This window comes from Deinococcus radiopugnans ATCC 19172 (assembly GCF_006335125.1).
In the GTDB taxonomy this organism is placed as follows: Bacteria; Deinococcota; Deinococci; order Deinococcales; family Deinococcaceae; genus Deinococcus; species Deinococcus radiopugnans.
Map to the genome: position 1 here is coordinate 70427 of NZ_VDMO01000013.1, position 15484 is coordinate 85910.

16 protein-coding genes are annotated in these 15484 nt (G+C 67.7%); 11 read left to right on the top strand and 5 right to left on the bottom strand.

Going from position 1 to position 15484, the window contains the following annotated elements:
- Positions 1-160: 160 nt before the first annotated feature.
- Entirely contained in the window at positions 161-1174 is a 1014-nt protein-coding gene (gene moaA, locus FHR04_RS12875) for a GTP 3',8-cyclase MoaA (protein WP_081994758.1), read from the bottom strand.
- A gap of 102 nt (positions 1175-1276) precedes the next feature.
- Here moaA and FHR04_RS12880 point away from each other — a divergent pair, with 102 nt between their 5' ends.
- From FHR04_RS12880 to FHR04_RS12915, 8 genes are all read left to right on the top strand, one after another.
- Positions 1277-1567, top strand: coding sequence for a YbaB/EbfC family nucleoid-associated protein (locus tag FHR04_RS12880; protein WP_039681606.1), 291 nt, complete (start codon positions 1277-1279; stop codon positions 1565-1567).
- Between the two features lie 109 nt (positions 1568-1676).
- Positions 1677-2339: a recombination mediator RecR gene (gene recR, locus FHR04_RS12885; RefSeq protein WP_139403798.1), complete on the top strand. Its 663-nt coding sequence runs from the start codon at positions 1677-1679 to the stop codon at positions 2337-2339.
- A gap of 240 nt (positions 2340-2579) precedes the next feature.
- Positions 2580-3185 (top strand): DedA family protein, encoded by a 606-nt coding sequence (locus tag FHR04_RS12890; RefSeq protein WP_139403799.1) that lies wholly within the window; start codon positions 2580-2582, stop codon positions 3183-3185.
- Positions 3186-3216: 31 nt separating this feature from the next.
- Positions 3217-3672, top strand: coding sequence for a hypothetical protein (locus FHR04_RS12895; RefSeq protein ID WP_139403800.1), 456 nt, complete (start codon positions 3217-3219; stop codon positions 3670-3672).
- A gap of 59 nt (positions 3673-3731) precedes the next feature.
- Positions 3732-4463, top strand: a complete 732-nt coding sequence (locus FHR04_RS12900) for an endonuclease III domain-containing protein (RefSeq protein WP_249039113.1) — start codon at positions 3732-3734, stop codon at positions 4461-4463.
- Positions 4460-5506: a 3'(2'),5'-bisphosphate nucleotidase CysQ gene (locus FHR04_RS12905; protein WP_139403801.1), complete on the top strand. Its 1047-nt coding sequence runs from the start codon at positions 4460-4462 to the stop codon at positions 5504-5506. Before FHR04_RS12900 ends, FHR04_RS12905 begins: the two co-directional genes overlap by 4 nt.
- Entirely contained in the window at positions 5506-6102 is a 597-nt protein-coding gene (locus FHR04_RS12910; RefSeq protein WP_139403834.1) for a GNAT family N-acetyltransferase, read from the top strand. The genes FHR04_RS12905 and FHR04_RS12910 overlap by 1 nt, the downstream gene beginning before the upstream one ends.
- A 5-nt stretch (positions 6103-6107) precedes the next feature.
- Positions 6108-7031: an NAD(P)-dependent oxidoreductase gene (locus FHR04_RS12915; protein ID WP_139403802.1), complete on the top strand. Its 924-nt coding sequence runs from the start codon at positions 6108-6110 to the stop codon at positions 7029-7031.
- Positions 7032-7256: 225 nt separating this feature from the next.
- Here FHR04_RS12915 and FHR04_RS12920 read toward each other — a convergent pair whose 3' ends face one another.
- The 3 genes from FHR04_RS12920 to FHR04_RS12930 form a co-directional block, all read right to left on the bottom strand.
- Positions 7257-7865, bottom strand: coding sequence for a site-2 protease family protein (locus FHR04_RS12920; protein ID WP_139403803.1), 609 nt, complete (start codon positions 7863-7865; stop codon positions 7257-7259).
- Positions 7866-7889: 24 nt separating this feature from the next.
- Positions 7890-8996 (bottom strand): tRNA nucleotidyltransferase/poly(A) polymerase family protein, encoded by a 1107-nt coding sequence (locus tag FHR04_RS12925; protein WP_249039115.1) that lies wholly within the window; start codon positions 8994-8996, stop codon positions 7890-7892.
- Between the two features lie 66 nt (positions 8997-9062).
- Positions 9063-10418, bottom strand: coding sequence for a S1C family serine protease (locus tag FHR04_RS12930; RefSeq protein WP_249039116.1), 1356 nt, complete (start codon positions 10416-10418; stop codon positions 9063-9065).
- A 79-nt stretch (positions 10419-10497) separates the two neighbouring features.
- On the opposite strand from FHR04_RS12930, the gene FHR04_RS12935 reads away from it, so the two are divergent.
- Positions 10498-11508, top strand: coding sequence for a nucleotidyltransferase domain-containing protein (locus FHR04_RS12935; protein ID WP_139403804.1), 1011 nt, complete (start codon positions 10498-10500; stop codon positions 11506-11508).
- Between the two features lie 36 nt (positions 11509-11544).
- Here the strand turns inward: FHR04_RS12935 and hslO are convergent, their stop codons facing one another.
- On the bottom strand, positions 11545-12456 hold the full coding sequence (gene hslO / locus FHR04_RS12940) for an Hsp33 family molecular chaperone HslO (RefSeq protein WP_139403805.1): 912 nt from the start codon (positions 12454-12456) through the stop codon (positions 11545-11547).
- A 346-nt stretch (positions 12457-12802) separates the two neighbouring features.
- On the opposite strand from hslO, the gene FHR04_RS12945 reads away from it, so the two are divergent.
- Together FHR04_RS12945 and FHR04_RS12950 are read left to right on the top strand one after the other, a co-directional pair.
- Positions 12803-14632, top strand: coding sequence for an ABC transporter substrate-binding protein (locus tag FHR04_RS12945; RefSeq protein WP_139403806.1), 1830 nt, complete (start codon positions 12803-12805; stop codon positions 14630-14632).
- Between the two features lie 106 nt (positions 14633-14738).
- Positions 14739-15452, top strand: coding sequence for a response regulator (locus FHR04_RS12950; protein ID WP_245616376.1), 714 nt, complete (start codon positions 14739-14741; stop codon positions 15450-15452).
- The last annotated feature ends 32 nt before the right edge of the window (positions 15453-15484 follow it).

Below are 15484 nucleotides of genomic sequence, written 5' to 3' on the forward strand. Positions count from 1 at the left end.
TTAGTGTCCGAGGTACACAAGGTTGTCTGGACAGTCACTCATCTGGGAACCCCTCTGAAACAGGTCAGCGCCCCCAGTTCGGATGGTGAATGGCTCTCAGATGCAAAGATCCAGATGCCAAGATTGGGGCGGCCAGAACCGCAGGTGGCCTGCAGCGCGGTCAGCCGCCGATGTGCGACATCTCGACTTTCTGCCGCTCTTTCTGGCCGCGCGTGATTTCGCCGCGTTCCTCGCTGTAGCGGTCGCGGCGTGCGCGCCAGACGCCTGCAATCAGGTCGTGCATCGCCGCGTCGTCGGCCCCGGCGCGCAGGGGGGCGCGCAGATCGGTGCCGCTGCCGGCGAACAGGCAGGTGTACAGCACGCCCACCGCCGAGATGCGCGCCCGCGAGCAGTCGCCACAGAACGGCGCGCTGACCGAGGAAATCAGGCCCACCTCGTGGCCGTCCGCGCTGATGTGACGGGCGGCCACCTCACCCGTGTAGTTGGGGCGCACGGGCTGAAATTCCGCCCCGGTCCCGTCGGCGCTCAGGCGGGCCAGCACCTCGCGCGAGGGCACCACGCTGTCCAGGTTCCAGCCGTTGTGGTTGCCCACGTCCATAAACTCGATAAAGCGCAGCACCGCCTTGTCGCGCAGGGCCAGCCACAGATTTCGCAGCCCGTCCTCATTGACGCCGCGCTGCACCACCGTGTTGATCTTGACGCCCAGGCCCGCCGTCAGGGCGGCCTCGATGCCGTCCAGCACTTTCTGTGGGTGGGTACCCAGCCCATTCATGCGCCCGAAGACCTCGGGATCGAGGCTGTCGATGCTGACCGTCACGCGGTCCAGGCCCGCCGCCCTTAAGTCCGCCGACAGGCGCGGCAGCAGCAGCCCGTTGGTGGTCAGGGCGATGTCCTGCACGCCGTCGATCTGCCTGAGGCGCGAGATCAGTTCTGGCAGGTCGCGGCGCAGGGTGGGTTCGCCGCCGGTGATGCGCAGCTTCTGCACGCCCAGACCGACGAAGGTGCGGGCCAGCCGCTCGATTTCCTCGAAGCTCAGCAGTTCGGTGCGCGGCAGGAAGGCGTAGTCGGGGCCGAAGACCTCGGCGGGCATGCAATAGGTGCAGCGCAGATTGCAGCGGTCCGTCACGCTGATCCGCAGGTCTCGCAGGGGCCTTCCGAGCTGATCGAGCAACATTGCCCCCACCATACGCCGCCCCTGCCGGGACAAAGGCGAGTTCGGCCACCCCCGCATCAGTCCACCTTCCGGCCACACCGCCCCGGCTAGAATGCAGTCACTATGGATATGAAGAAGCTGATGAAGCAGATGCAGCAGGCCCAGAGCGCCGCCGCCAAGATTCAGGAGAATCTGGCCGCCCAGTCGGTGGAAGGCACGGCCAGCGGTCTGGTCACGGTGACCATGAACGGCCACGGCAAGGTCACGGCCCTGAAGATCAAGCCCGAGGCCGTGGATCCGGACGACGTGGAAGCGCTGGAAGACCTGCTGCTCGTCGCCCTGCAGGACGCCAGCGCCCAGGCCGACGCCCTGCAGCAGGACGCCACGCGCGGGCTGGGGATTCCCGGATTTTGAAGACGTGCGCGGTGCGCGGCGCGTGGTATGCGGGAGGTGGAAGGCGGGAAGGGGTTGTTGACCGCGCGCCGCGTCCTGCGTCCCGCCCCCCGTTGCGGAGCAGCCACCCATGAAGTACCCCCCTTCCCTCGTCTCCCTGATCCGTGAGCTGTCGCGTTTGCCGGGCATCGGCCCCAAGAGCGCGCAGCGGCTGGCCTTTTACCTGTTCGAGCAACCGCGCGAGGACATCGAGCGGCTGGCGGGTTCGCTGCTGTCGGCCAAGCGCGATCTGCACAGCTGCCCGGTGTGCTTCAACATCACCGATGCCGAGGTCTGCGACGTGTGCAGCGATCCGGCCCGCGATCAGGCGCTGATCTGCGTGGTGGAGGAACCCGGCGACGTGATTGCCATCGAGCGCAGCGGCGAGTATCGCGGCCTGTACCACGTGCTGCACGGCGTGCTGAGTCCCATGAACGGCGTCGGCCCCGAGCAATTGCACATCAAGCCCCTACTGCCGCGCGTGACCGAGGGGCAGGAGGTCATTCTGGCTACCGGCACCACCGTGGAGGGTGACGCCACCGCGCTGTACCTGCAGCGTCTGCTGGAGCCGCTGGGCGCCACCGTCAGCCGCATCGCCTACGGGTTGCCGGTGGGCGGCGCGCTGGAATACGCCGACGAGGTCACGCTGGGCCGCGCCATGGCCGGACGCCAGCAGGTCAGCAAGCCCCGGCCCCCCAGGGTCAAGAACGACGGCGAGGATGACGAGGGGGCGGTGGGCGTTCCGGCGCGGTGAGGAGGTAACCCCTCTCCTGCGGAGCTTTGCAAGTCGAGGGGAGCCAGGACTCCCAGCTCATCGCGCCACGCAGCAAACCCCTTGCCTCCCTGGATGGGGGGGTGCCCCGTAGGGGCGGACTTGCAGAGCCGCAAAATAGCGGGGTTAACCGCAAGCAGCGATCCCAGAAACCACGCGCCTCCCCTCACCCTCTTTCGGATGACCCGCCCCTCACCCGGATCGTATAGCCTGTCGCCTTAGATGCACGATCTGACCCAAGCCATCCTGTCCGCCTCCTACCTGGGGATCTTTCTGATCGTCTTCGCGGAAACCGGGCTGCTGGTGGGCTTTTTTCTGCCGGGTGACAGCCTGCTGATCGCGGCGGGCCTGCTGGCCGCAGCGCCCGACAGCGGCCTGAACCTGTGGGCCGTGATGGCGGCGGTGGTGGCGGGCGGCATCATCGGGTGCTCGGCGGGGTACTGGATCGGTCAGCGCTTCGGCCCCGCCGTGTTCAGCAACCAGAACTCGCGCTTTTTCAAGCCCGAATACGTGGCGCAGGCCGAGAAGTTCTTCGTGCAGTACGGGGCGCTGGCCGTTATCCTGGCCCGCTTCGTGCCCATCGTGCGGACGCTGGTGCCGACGCTGGCGGGCGTGAGCCGCATGCCGTTCGCGCTGTTCACGCTGTACAACGTGATCGGCGCGGTGCTGTGGGGCGTGGGCGTGACCGGGCTGGCATATTACCTGGGCGGCCTGATTCCCAACCTGGATCAGTACATCCTGCTGATCGTGGGCGTGGTGCTGGTGGTCAGCGTGATTCCGATCGTCGTCAAGTTCATGCAGGCACGGCGCGGCGGGGTCAAGGGTTAGGGTGTTGCGAACCTGGAGAAGACTGACTGATGTGGTTCAAAAAACCATGCGAAAAGGAAATCCAGAAAAGTTGGCGGCTGCATACCAGTATCAGGGGAAGATTCTCCTTCATGCTTATTCACAGACGACAGCTGGTGTCTGGATCAGTGAGAATAACGTGACGGAGTATACGGACGAGGAACTTTCGACAGCAGCTATTGCGTCTATCCTGTCTACTTCTACAGCAGGAATAGGACATCCAGAAAACTGGGATGGGCTCTTTGATTCCGTCATTCAAATGGCGGATGTCAGATCCTGGGAGTCGTTTGTACTGGGGCGCAAGTATGTGGGGATCAGCCAGATTGGCGAGGTGATTGAATTCACACCTTCGAGGAATATGGGCTCCGAAGAAGGTTTCTTGCCGCGATTGGAATGCGCTACACGTGCTGATTGCAATTCCCCTCTTTTGCACCTGAAACTGCTCAAGGCATTTGAACTGTCTGAATGAACTTGTTTATGCTCCTCTTGGCTACGGTTTCCCGCTCTCCATCCCCCTAGCCTGTCCGGGTGACTGCGCCTGCGCCCTCCTCAAAAAAACGCCCGCTGAGCGAGCAACAGCCGCCTCCCGCCCACTTGCCCGAAATCGTGCGCCGGCTGGCCGAGGAATATCTACCCGATCCGCCGCAGCCCAGACGCGCCGCCGAGCCTCTGGACGGCCTGATTCAGACCATCCTGTCGCAGCAGAACACAGCCCCGATCACGCGGCGGCAGTTCCAGGGCCTGAAAGCCGCGTACCCGCGCTGGGAGGGGGCGCTGATGGACGGCCCGGACGGTATCGAGGCCGTGCTGAAGGCGGCGGGCGGCGGCCTCTCGCGCGTCAAGGCCGGGTACATCTATTCGCTCCTCTCGGAGCTGGATGAAACGCGCCCCACCCTCTCGCTGCGGGAAACCCGTGATCTGGACGACACGGCGGCGCGGCAACTGCTGGAAAGCCTGCCCGGCGTGGGCATGAAGACGGCGAGTTGCGTGCTGCTGTTCGATCTGGCGCGGCCCGCCATGCCGGTGGACACGCACATTCACTGCATTGCGCGGCGGCTGGAACTGGTGCCCGAAGCCTGGAACGCGGTCAAGGTGGAACGCTGGTTCGACGAGGTGCTGCCGCGTGAGTGGACGGCCCGCTACACCTTTCACGTCGCGGCCATTCGCCACGGCCGCCAGACCTGCCGTGCCCGCAACCCGGCCTGCGGCGTGTGCGTGCTGCGTGACCTGTGCCCGTCGGCGGCTATCCTGGGCGGATGACCGTCCCCGACTTGACCCGTGAATTAGAGGTGGCCTCCCGGCTGGCGCGCGAGGCTGGAGCGCTGCTGCTCCACCACCGCGCCGTGGGCTTCGACGTGCAGCACAAGACCAGCCTGGAAGACCCGGTGACGGTGGCTGACCGCGAGGCGTCCGCGCTGATCGTGGCGGGGCTGGCGGGGGCGTTTCCCAACGACGGCCTGCTGAGCGAGGAAGAAACCGACAGCGCGGCGCGGCTGTCGCAGGAACGGGTCTGGATCATCGATCCCATCGACGGCACCAGCGAATTCATCAAGGGCACGGCGGACTACTGCGTCAGCATCGGCCTGGCGATGGGGGACGCCGCCGTGCTGGGCGTGGTCTACGCGCCGACGACAGACGAACTGTTCGCGGGCGTGGTGGGTCAGGGGGTCTGGAAAAACGGGCAGAAAGTGAACCGTGGGCCGCGTTCGGAAGGCTGGCGCGTTGCCGTCTCGGACACGGAATTCGGGCGCGAGTTAAACCGCCATGACCTGCCGGGGATGGTGCCCAGCGGCAGCATCGCGCTGAAGCTGGCCCGCCTGAGCGCCGACGAGGCCGACGCCACCTTCACCATGTCGCCGCGCAGCGAGTGGGACATCGCCGCCGGGGACGCGCTGGTGCAGGCGGCGGGCGGGACACTGCGCCGCCGCGACGGGCAGCCTGTCCTCTACAACCAGCCCTCGCCGCATCTGGAGCAGGGATTGATCGCCGGCCTGCCGGACGCGCTGGAGTGGCTGGAAGGCGAACTGTCGCGCCGCCGCCTGCCCACCGCGCACCTGGGCATGAAAGCGTCGGCGCCGGCCTGGAGCTATCTGGAAACGGCTGATCAGGCGGCGCTGGGCGGCCATTCCGGCGTCAGCATCCGGCACGCGGGGCCAGAGGTGCTGGCGCTGCTGGTGATCGATCCCGACACCCGCACGGTGGAACGCGCCGAGGGCGACGCCTTTCACCTGGAACGCCTGACGCGGGATGTGGTGCGGGCGGCGGGGCCACTCTCTACTCCGGGCGCTAAACTCAATCCATGATGAACGGCGCGGCCTCCCCGGATCTCCCGGCGGCGGGCGGGGAGTGGGGGCGCGTGCGCCTCAAGCCGATGCTGGAACTGGACGGCGGCGAGTGGCACATCCTGCACGGCTTTTTCAAAGACCGTGAGCTGGCCGACTGGAACGACGCCAAGCCGATCCGGCTGCCCGAGTGGCTGTTCCGCAAGGTCATGCAGGACGAGGAACGCGGCGGCGAGCGCGTGGGCTTCGGCATTCTGGACGAGCGCGGCGCCATGATCGGCAGCGCCGAGCTGTATGACCTGCGGCCCTCGCCGCCGCTGACCCCCACCACCGGCACGCTGGGCGTGATGATCGGCTTTCCCGCGCTGTGGGGCCAGGGCTACGGGCGCGAGGCGGTTTCAGCGCTGCTGGCGTGGGCCTTCGCGGGCCGACAGGTGCCGCTGCGGCGGGTGCGCCTGACCACCTTCGCCCACAACCGCCGTGCCCAGCGGGCTTTCGCCGCCTGCGGCTTCCGCGAGGTGGGGCGCACGCCGCAGGTGGGGCGCACCGACGTGCATATGGAAATGACCCGTGAAGAATGGCAGGCCCAGCACCCGCCGGAGGGTGCGCCACAATAGACCCCATGCGCGTTCTCCTGCCTGATCTGCCCGAATTCCACGCCCTCTCCGGCCACGACGAATACAGCGTTCCTGGCGTGGACTTCGGGTTCTACTCGCACGAGCAGGTGCCCAGCGAGGCTGCCGACGGCGTGGTGCTGTGGCTGGCGCGCGGCGAGACCCGCGAGAAGTTGCTGAAAACGCCGGGCCTAAAATGGGTGCTGACCCTGACCGCGGGGATTGACCACGTGCAGCCGCATCTGCCGGACGGCGTGGCGCTGTACAACGCCAACCGCCTGCATGACCGCGCCGTGGCCGTGCATGTGGCGGCGCTGATGCTCGCGGCCATGCGTGGCCTGCACCGCTTCCGCGACGCGCAGCACGAGGGGCGGTGGAGTTCCACCAGCACCCCGAACGATTCCGGGTTGCACACGCTGGACGGGCAGAAGGTCGTGATCTGGGGCTACGGTCACATCGGACACCTCCTGGAAGGGCTGCTGACGCCGTTCGGGGCCGAGGTGGACGGCATTCGCAGCGGCACCTCGGCGTTGCAGCGCGACGGGCTGCTGTCGCGCGCCGACTGGGTGGTGTTGCTGCTGCCCAGCACGAGTGAGACGCGCGGCATCGTGAACGCCGACGTGCTGGGCAAGCTCAAGCCCGGCGCGTGGCTGGCGAATGCCGGACGCGGCAACCTGATCGTCACCGCTGACCTGCTGGCCGCGCTGGATTCCGGTCAGCTGGGCGGCGCCGCGCTGGACGTGACCGATCCCGAACCTTTGCCCCAGGGCCACCCGCTGTGGCAACGGGAAAACGTGATCATCACGCCGCACATCGCCAGCACCACCACCGATCTGGTGGCGCGCGGGGCCAGCCTCACCCGCGACTTCCTGCTGACCCTACAGCAGGGTCAGGAACCGGAAGGCCGGGTGCTGGACGGGCAGACCTACTGATACGGATTCCGATTGAATCGTTTGCAAAAACGATGAAATCCGAGCAGACGCGAGTAGGAAAGAAGACGGGTTCCGCGTATGGATTAACCCAGCGGTGCTTTCCCGCTGGGTTAAGGAATTAAGCGGAATCCGTATGAGGCGTGTGGGGAGTGGGGAAAGATGGTGACGGTGCGCCATCTCTGCTCCCAGCCTTTAGACGGTTAGACCTTTAGACGGGCGCAGCCCTCACACCCCCACCACGCTCAGCACCCAACCCTGCACGGTCTGGATGACCCTGAAGATGGGTTCGCGGGCCAGGAAGATGAAGCCCATCACGATCAGAAAGCTGAACGGCTGGGCCTCGAACTGCGACAGACTGCGGCCCAGCGACGGCACCAGCGCGCCCAGAATGCGGCTGCCGTCCAGCAGCGGAATGGGAATCAGGTTGAAGATGGCCAGCACCACGTTGATGCTCATGACCGTCAGCAGGATGGTCAGGGTGATGGTGGTGGGGGGCAGCACCTTGAGCAGAATGGCGCACAGAAAAGCGATGATGATGTTGCTGATCGGCCCGGCGGCGGCCACCCACAGCGTGCCCCAGCGGCCCAGATTGTTGGGGTTGATCGGCACCGGCTTGGCGAACCCGAAGCCCGCCACCAGCAGCAGCAGCGTGCCCACCGGATCCAGATGGGCGATGGGATTGAGGGTCACGCGCCCGTAACGGCGCGGCGTGGGATCGCCCAGCCGGTCTGCCGTGTAGGCGTGGGCGAATTCGTGGACGGCCAGGGACAGCACCAGCGCCAGCGCAATGATGATGAAGGCCGTGGGATTGGAGGTCAGCAGGCTGAGGAGCATATCGCTCCATTCTAGGGGCGCGGCCTAGTGCCCGTCGGCCTCCAGGTACTTTTGCAGCGCCGCGCGCTCTTCCTCCTGGCTGCGGATCTGCCCGCCCTCGCGCAGCCGCGCCAGGTGGGCCAGCGCCTTGCCCACCGCGCGGCCCGGCGGCACGCCCAGCGCCAGCACGTCGCGCCCGGTCAGCGGCACCGGGGCGTCCGGGCGCAGCAGGCCGCGCAGCACCCGTTCCGGCGTGCCGTCTGAGAAGTAGGCGTCCGACAGGGCGCGGGCCAGCAGCGCGCCGGGACGGTCTCCCAGCCCCATCCGTTCGGCCAGTGCCTCCGGTTCGGCAGAGGCGTGCAGCGCGGCGGCAGCGTACAGCTGGGGCGAGATCGGCTGTCCGGCGTCCTGCAACGCATCCAGCGCCTCCAGCCCTTCCACGCCGGGCAGCAGTTCCCCCGCGCCCCAGTCTGCCAGCGTGCGGGCCGCCGCACCGGGCCGCGCCTCCGACAGCAGCAGGCGCAGTTCGGCCCACAGCCGGGGCGTCTGCGCGGCCATCGCCAGCGCGTCCGGCACCTGCCGCAGCAGTTCGGCGTCTGGCGTGAAGCCCAGCCGCGCGGCCAGCCGCGCCCCGCGCACCAGCCGGCTGGCATCCTCGTGGAACGAGCGGGCGTGCAGGGGCCGCAGCACCCGCGCCTCCAGCTCGCCCAGGCCGTCCACCTCGTCCAGCAGCGCCAGTTCGCCGTCCGGGCCGACGAGCAGCGCCAGGGCGTTGACCGCGAAGTCGCGCCGCCGCAGGTCATCCTCCAGCGTGCCCGGCTGGGGCAGCGGGTTCCGGCCGGGCACCGGGTACGTCTCGCGGCGCGCACGCACCAGATCGGCATTGCGGCCATCCGGGAAGGTGACGGTGGCGTTCTGGAAGGCCGGGTGGTACAGCGCCGGAAACCCGCCCGCGCGGGCCAGCACCTGCACGTTCGTGCCCTCGGCCACCACGTCCAGATCCAGCGGGGCGTGCCCCAGAAAGGCGTCGCGCACCGCCCCGCCCACCAGCGCCATGCGGGCGTGCGGCCCCGCCTGCCGCGCCAGCGCCCGCAGCCACTCGCGGTCTTCGCGCCGCAGCTGTTCCCAGAGGTGGGTGGCCAGGGGGGTCATGGGTTCGGGGGTCTCACAGGGGGCAGTCTCACCGTGGGTCATCTTGCAGGGCTACCGGGGAGGGCTTTACTCGAAGGCCGCCGCGTCCAGCGTGACCTTGACCTCACGCTCTTTGCCGCCGCGCGTCACGGTCAGGGTCACGCTGTCGCCCTCTTTCTTGTTGATCAGCGCGGCCTGCAGGTCTTCCAGGGCGTCCACCGGCTGGCCGTCGGCGGCCACGATCACGTCGCCGCCCAGACTGACCGCGCCGCCCCGGAACCGCTCGACGCGGGTACCGCCCTTCAGTCCGGCCTCGGCGGCGGGCGTGCCGGGCTGCACCTGGCCCACCACCAGACCGGTGTCGGGCAGTCCCAGTTGCTGCTTGCCCTGACTGGTCAGCAGGCTCAGGCCCACCGCCACCCCGCCCTGCGGCCCCTGCGCCACCAGCCCCACTGTGACGCCGATCTTGGGCAGGCTGACCTCGCCGCCCTTCGCCGCCTGTAAGCGCGGCAGCAGGTTCCTGGCCGCGTTGATGGGAATGGCGAAGCCCACGCCCGCGCTCTGGCCCACGCCGCTGGCCTGCCCGGCGGGCGAGAGAATCTGCGTGTTGATGCCGATCACCTCGCCCGCGCTGTTCAGTAGCGGCCCGCCGGAATTGCCGGGATTGATGGCCGCGTCGGTCTGGATGGCCTTTTGCGTGATGCCCTCGCCGCCCGCCGAGAACCCGATGGGAATCTGGCGCGCGGTGCTGCTGATGATGCCCTCCGAGACGCTGAAATCCAGGCCGAAGGGGGCGCCCATGGCAATGGCTTTCTGGCCCACTTTCAGGGCGTCGCTGTCGCCCAGCGGAATGGGCCGGATCAGCGAAGGGTCCAGTCCCTCGGCGCGGATCAGCGCCAGATCGTACTGCGGCGCGTAGCCGATCACGCGGGCTTCGACCGCCTTGTCCTGGTTCATCACCCGGATGGTGATCCGGCTGGCCCCACCGCCGCCCCCACCCTCGCCCGCCACGACGTGGAAGTTGGTCAGGATGTCTCCGGCGTCGTTCACGAAAAAGCCGCTGCCCACGCCGCGCTGCACCTGCGTGCCGCCGCCCATCATCCCGAAGGGATCCTGCGCCGCCACCTGCAACTCGGTGCTGATGTACACCAGCCCCGGCTCGAAGCGCTGCACCACGTCAATCGTGTTCTGCTCGCTCGCCAGCCGCGCGCCCGCCTCCAGGCCCAGCGCGTCGGGCGCGGCGTCGCTGCCCTCGGCGGTGGAGGCCGGGGCGGCTGGCGTGGAGGTGGCCGTCTGCCCCGTCGCGGTCTGGGTGGGGGTGACCGGCGCTGGCGTGGTCTGCGAGGTGGGCGGCGTGCCCGCGTTCTGCTGCGGCCCCATGTCGCACCCGGCCAGCGCCGCCGTCAGCCCGAGCAGCACAAAGGCACTTTCCTTGACGTTCATGCGGTCAGTATCGCCAGTCCCGGCCTCCCGCGCATAAGAGCGGCTGTGGGCTGGGCTTCACCCATGCTTTCTTGGGGGCATGGCTGACCTGCACGCGGCGATCCACGAGCTGAAAACGGCGCTGGGCGATTACCTGGCCGGAGACCGGCAGGAGGGCGTGTTTCATGTGGGGATCGGCGGGCCGGGCAGCGTCCCCGCGCTGGCGGGTCTGGACGTGCCCGAACTGCATCTGGACGTGATGCCCGATCCGCCCAACGAGGCCCAGCGCCGCACCCTGGAGGCCCTGGGTTACCGCCCAGCCGGTGAGACATATCGGCACCCCGCCGGCTGGCGGCTGGCGCTGCCCGATCACGGCAGCGGCTGGCGGGCCGAACAACAGGCCTTGCGGGCGCTGCTGCTGGCCGATGGTGAGGCGGCGGGGCGTTACCGGCAGGCGTTTCTTGCCCACGGACGGCTGGCGGCGGACGAGGCGTTCAGGCCAGAGGCCGCCGCCCATTACGCCCGCACCGTCGGCCTAGCTCCCGCCCAGTTCGCGGCGGGGGTGCTGGCCCGGCTGGACGCCCCATGGATGTTTGCCGGGGGCGTGGCGCTGGAGCTGCACCTGGGCGTGGTGGCGCGGCCCCACGACGATCTGGACGTGGCGGTGGATCGGGCAGCCCAATCTCAGCTGCGGTCACTGCTTGCGGACTGGAAGCTGGACGCGCCGCAAAACGGGCTGTACCGGCCCTGGACGGCCCCGCTACAGCCGCCCCTGCACCAGATTCACGCCCGCCACCCCGATCTGCCGGACGTGCTGATGCTCGACCTGCTGCTCACCGATCTGGGCGGCGGCCTGTGGCACTACCGCCGCGATCCGCGCGTGACGCTGCCGCTGAGCGAGGCCCGGTTGTGGTCAGCCTCCGGCCTGCCGTATCTGGCCCCGCAGGCGGCGCTGCTGTTCAAGGCCGCCACCGGAGGGCGCGAACCGCGTGGCAAGGACGCGCAGGATTTTGGGCGCGTGCGGCCCACCCTGACCTCTGAAGCGGCGGACTGGCTGCGCGCGGCGCTGGCGCTGGTGCATCCGGGACACGTCTGGCAGGCACAGCTGTAACAAGCCCCTCCGCTGGGGAGGGGTCCCGACGGGTCCTTACGCCCGTGCCCGTTCTGGCGGGGCGTCCAGCGCGGCGATCTCGGCGGGGCTGATGTGGTACTTCTCGCCGCACCAGTGGCACACGACTTCCTGGCCGCCCGTGTCCATCATGTCCTGGCGTTCTTCCTCATTGAAGAATTTCAGGCTGTCCTCGGCCTTCTGGCGCGAGCAGCGGCACTCGAAACGGGCCGCTTGCGCGCCGGGGGCCAGGGTCAGTCCCAGGCCCTCGGTCACGCGGTTCATCACGTCCAGAATGCCTCCCCGGCGCAGGCCGTCGGTGATCTGGCCCAGCGCGCGGATGTTGGCCTCCAGGTGGGCCAGGGTCTCGTCCGAGACGCCGGGCATGGCCTGAATCAGCAGGCCGCCCGCGTGGGCCACCCGCCCGCCTTCCTCGTAGACGCCCAGCAGCACGGCGTTGGGAATCTGCTCGGAAACGCCCAGGTAGCTGCTGATGTCCTCGGCGATCTCGCCGCTGACCAGTTCGATGCTCCCGGTGTACGGCTCGCCGTTGTCTAGCAGCCGCGTCACGGCCAGTTCGCCGGTGTTCCCCACAATGCCGCTCACGTCCAGCTTGCCGTCCGATTCACGCAGCGGCAGGTCCGCGCCGGGTTCGCGCACGTAGCCGCGCACCTGACCGCTGGCGCTGCCCTCCGCGACGATCCAGCCCACCGGGCCGCCGCCCTCGACGCGCACGGTCACGCGGCTGTCGACTTTCTTGCCCAGCACCACGGCCAGCAGGGCGGAAGCAGTGAGCGTGCGTCCCAGCGCGGCGGTGGCGGTCTTGCTCAGATGGTGGCGCAGGCGGGCGTCTTCCACGACCCGCGTGGCTTCCATGCCCACCAGCCGTAGCGTGTTGCCCGCCGCCGTGCCGCGCAGCAGAAAGGAGTCAGGAATAGAGGAAGCAGTCATTAGGAAATCTTACACGAAGGCGCTCAAGATCGGCTGTGGGAGGTCTTTCATTGTCGGTGCTCTGGAGGCTGCGAAAGCCAGTGTGGAGCGCTGATTTGTCGCCACACGCCGCGTCCTCGCTTCCCGACAAGGTCCCTTGAAGCTGATCCAGCCAGGGGTATGTAGAGCAAACCTTAGCCGTCCTGCCAATTCTTTCTCATGGGCGCTGTTTAGGCTGATCTGCTGGAGAAAGTTCCCTCCGGGGCAATTTTTTCGATCCTCTTTCTGACTCGCCGGCAGCCCAAAGCCCAATCGGAGCCTGCCCCGTCCGCCTCCCCCTCTCTAACCCTTTCCAAGGAGTGACCCCATGACCACCCCCCACCAGCCGCTGGTCGGCAAGAAACTGCTGAGCGCCATCGCCCTGACCACCCTCACCCTGAGTCTGGCGGCGTGCAAGTCCAACAACACGACCACAACCACGACTGACACCACGACGACGACAGAGACCACCGATACGGGCACTGGCGCGGAACCCACCGGCGTACTGGTCATTCAGGAATCTGCCGACGTTCCCACGCTGGACCCCGGCACCACCTACGACACCGCCAGCGGCCAGGTCGTCGAAAACCTGTACGAGACGCTGGTCACCTACCAGGGCAACAGCCTGTCCGAACTCAAGCCGCTGCTGGCCACCGAGTGGGAAGAGGAGGACGGCGGCCTGGGCTACCGCTTCACCCTGCGCGACGGCGTGAAGTTCCACACCGGCAACCCCTTCGAGTGCAAGGACGCCGAGTACACCTTCCGCCGCAACCTGGTCACCAACACCAGCGACAGCGGCAACTGGTTCCTCTCGGAGAGCCTGCTGGGCACCGGCAGCAACGCCAACGACGACACCAGCATCACCTGGCAGCGCATCACCGACGCGGTGAAGTGCGACGGCCAGACCCTGGTCTTCAAGCTGCCCAAGGCCGATCCGGCCTTCCTGGCCAAGCTGGCGTACGTCGGTCAGGCGATTGTGGACAGCGAGCACGCCAAGAAAATCGGCGAATGGGACGGCACCGAGGCCACCTGGAAGGACGCGGTGGGCAAGGACCTGACCGGCAGCCCGCTGGCCCAGGACCCCAGCGGCACCGGCGCGTACAAGCTGCTGGACAAGACGGCCACCGCCATCACCGCCACCGCGTTCATGGACTACTGGGGCGACAAGGCCAAGATCAAGAACGTGATTCTGCAGAAGATTCCTGAACAGGCCGCGCGCCTGCAGGCCTTCGAGAAGGGCGACGCCGACATCGTGGAAACCGGCGGACGCTCGATCATCGAGGCGCAGCTGGCGGGCAAGCCGGGCATCGCCATTCTGGACGACCTGCCCAACACCAGCGCCTTCGGCATCAGCATGAACCAGAAGATCAGCGGCCAGGGCGCCATCGGCAGCGGCAAGCTGGACGGCCAGGGCATCCCCGCCAACTTCTTCAGCGACGTGGACGTGCGCCGGGGCTTCGTGGCGGCCTTCAACACCCCGCAGTACATCCAGGACGTGCAGAAGGGCAAGGGCGAGCCGCTGAACTTCCTGCTGCCGCTGGGCTTCCCCGGCTACGACGAGTCCATTGAGCCGCCGCAGTACGACATCGACGCGGCCACCGAGCACTTCAAGAAGGCCTGGGACGGTCAGGTGTGGAACAAGGGCTTCACGGTCAATGTGTCCTACCGCGCGGGCAGCGCCGCCGCCCAGACCAGCATGGAGATCCTCAAGAAGAACATCGAATCCATCAACCCCAAGTTCCGCGTGAACATCGTGGCCAAGGAATGGAGCGACATCATCAAGGGCAGCAACCAGGGCACCGAGGCGATGGTCAGCACCGGCTGGGCGCCCGACTACGCCGACCCGGACAACTTCGTGTACACCTTCTACAGCTCCAAGGGGTACTACAACCCGCGCATCAACGCCCAGGATGACCAGATCGACGCCTGGATCGACGAGGCGCGCAGCATCACCGACACCGACAAGCGCAATGAGCTGTACTCCAACATCGCCAAGCGGGCCATCGATCAGGCGTGGTACATCTACATGCCCAACCAGCCGGGCATCCTGGCCTACCGCGACAACCTGCAGGGCGTGGGCCTGGACACCTTCAACCCCATGTTGAGCTTCGCCAACGCCGGCACCGGCACTCTCTGGAAGGACCTGAACAAGAGCTGAGCGTTTCCGAATTTCGTGCGGGCCATCTTCCTTCGTGGGGATGGCCCCATTGTTATGGCCCCATTGTTGTGGCCGCCCTGTGGGCCGGGCCGCGTATTCTGCGCCCATGCCCGATTCTGCCCACGCTTCCGACCCGGCTTCCGACCCAGCCTCCGAAACGGGCCTGCCCCGCCGCATTGCGCTGCTGCTGGTGGACGATCACCCGGTGGTGCGCAAGGGCACCCGCGAACTGCTGGAGGGTGAGGCCGACCTGTACGTGGCCGGCGAGGCCGCCAGCGGCGAGGAGGCGATTGCCCAGGCCCGCGCCCTGAAACCGGACGTGATCCTCATGGACGTGTCGATGCCCGGCATGAACGGCATCGAGGCCACCCGCGCCATCAAGGCCGAGCAGCCGCGCGTGGGCGTCCTCGTGCTGACCAGCTACGACGACGACGCCTACGTGTTTGCGCTGCTGGAGGCCGGAGCAGCGGGCTACCTGCTGAAAAACACCAGCGAGGACGACCTGCTGGGCGCGGTGCGGGCGGTGGCCGCCGGGGAGAGTGCGCTGCACCCCAGCGTGGCCCGCAAGGTGCTGGAGCGCTTCAGCGCCGCCGCCCAGCCCACCCCACCCGAGGACGATCTCAGCCCGCGCGAGCTGGAAGTGCTGCGCGTGGCCGCCACCGGGCGCACCAACAAGGAAATTGCCCGCGATCTGGACATCAGCCCGCGCACGGTGCAGGTGCATCTGGCGAACATCTTTTCCAAACTGGGCGTCGGCAGCCGCACCGAGGCCGTGCTGTACGGCATCAAGCGCGGCTGGATTGATCCGAAGATGCTGTGAGGGGTTGTGGGGTGTGGGAAAAGATGAGGGCG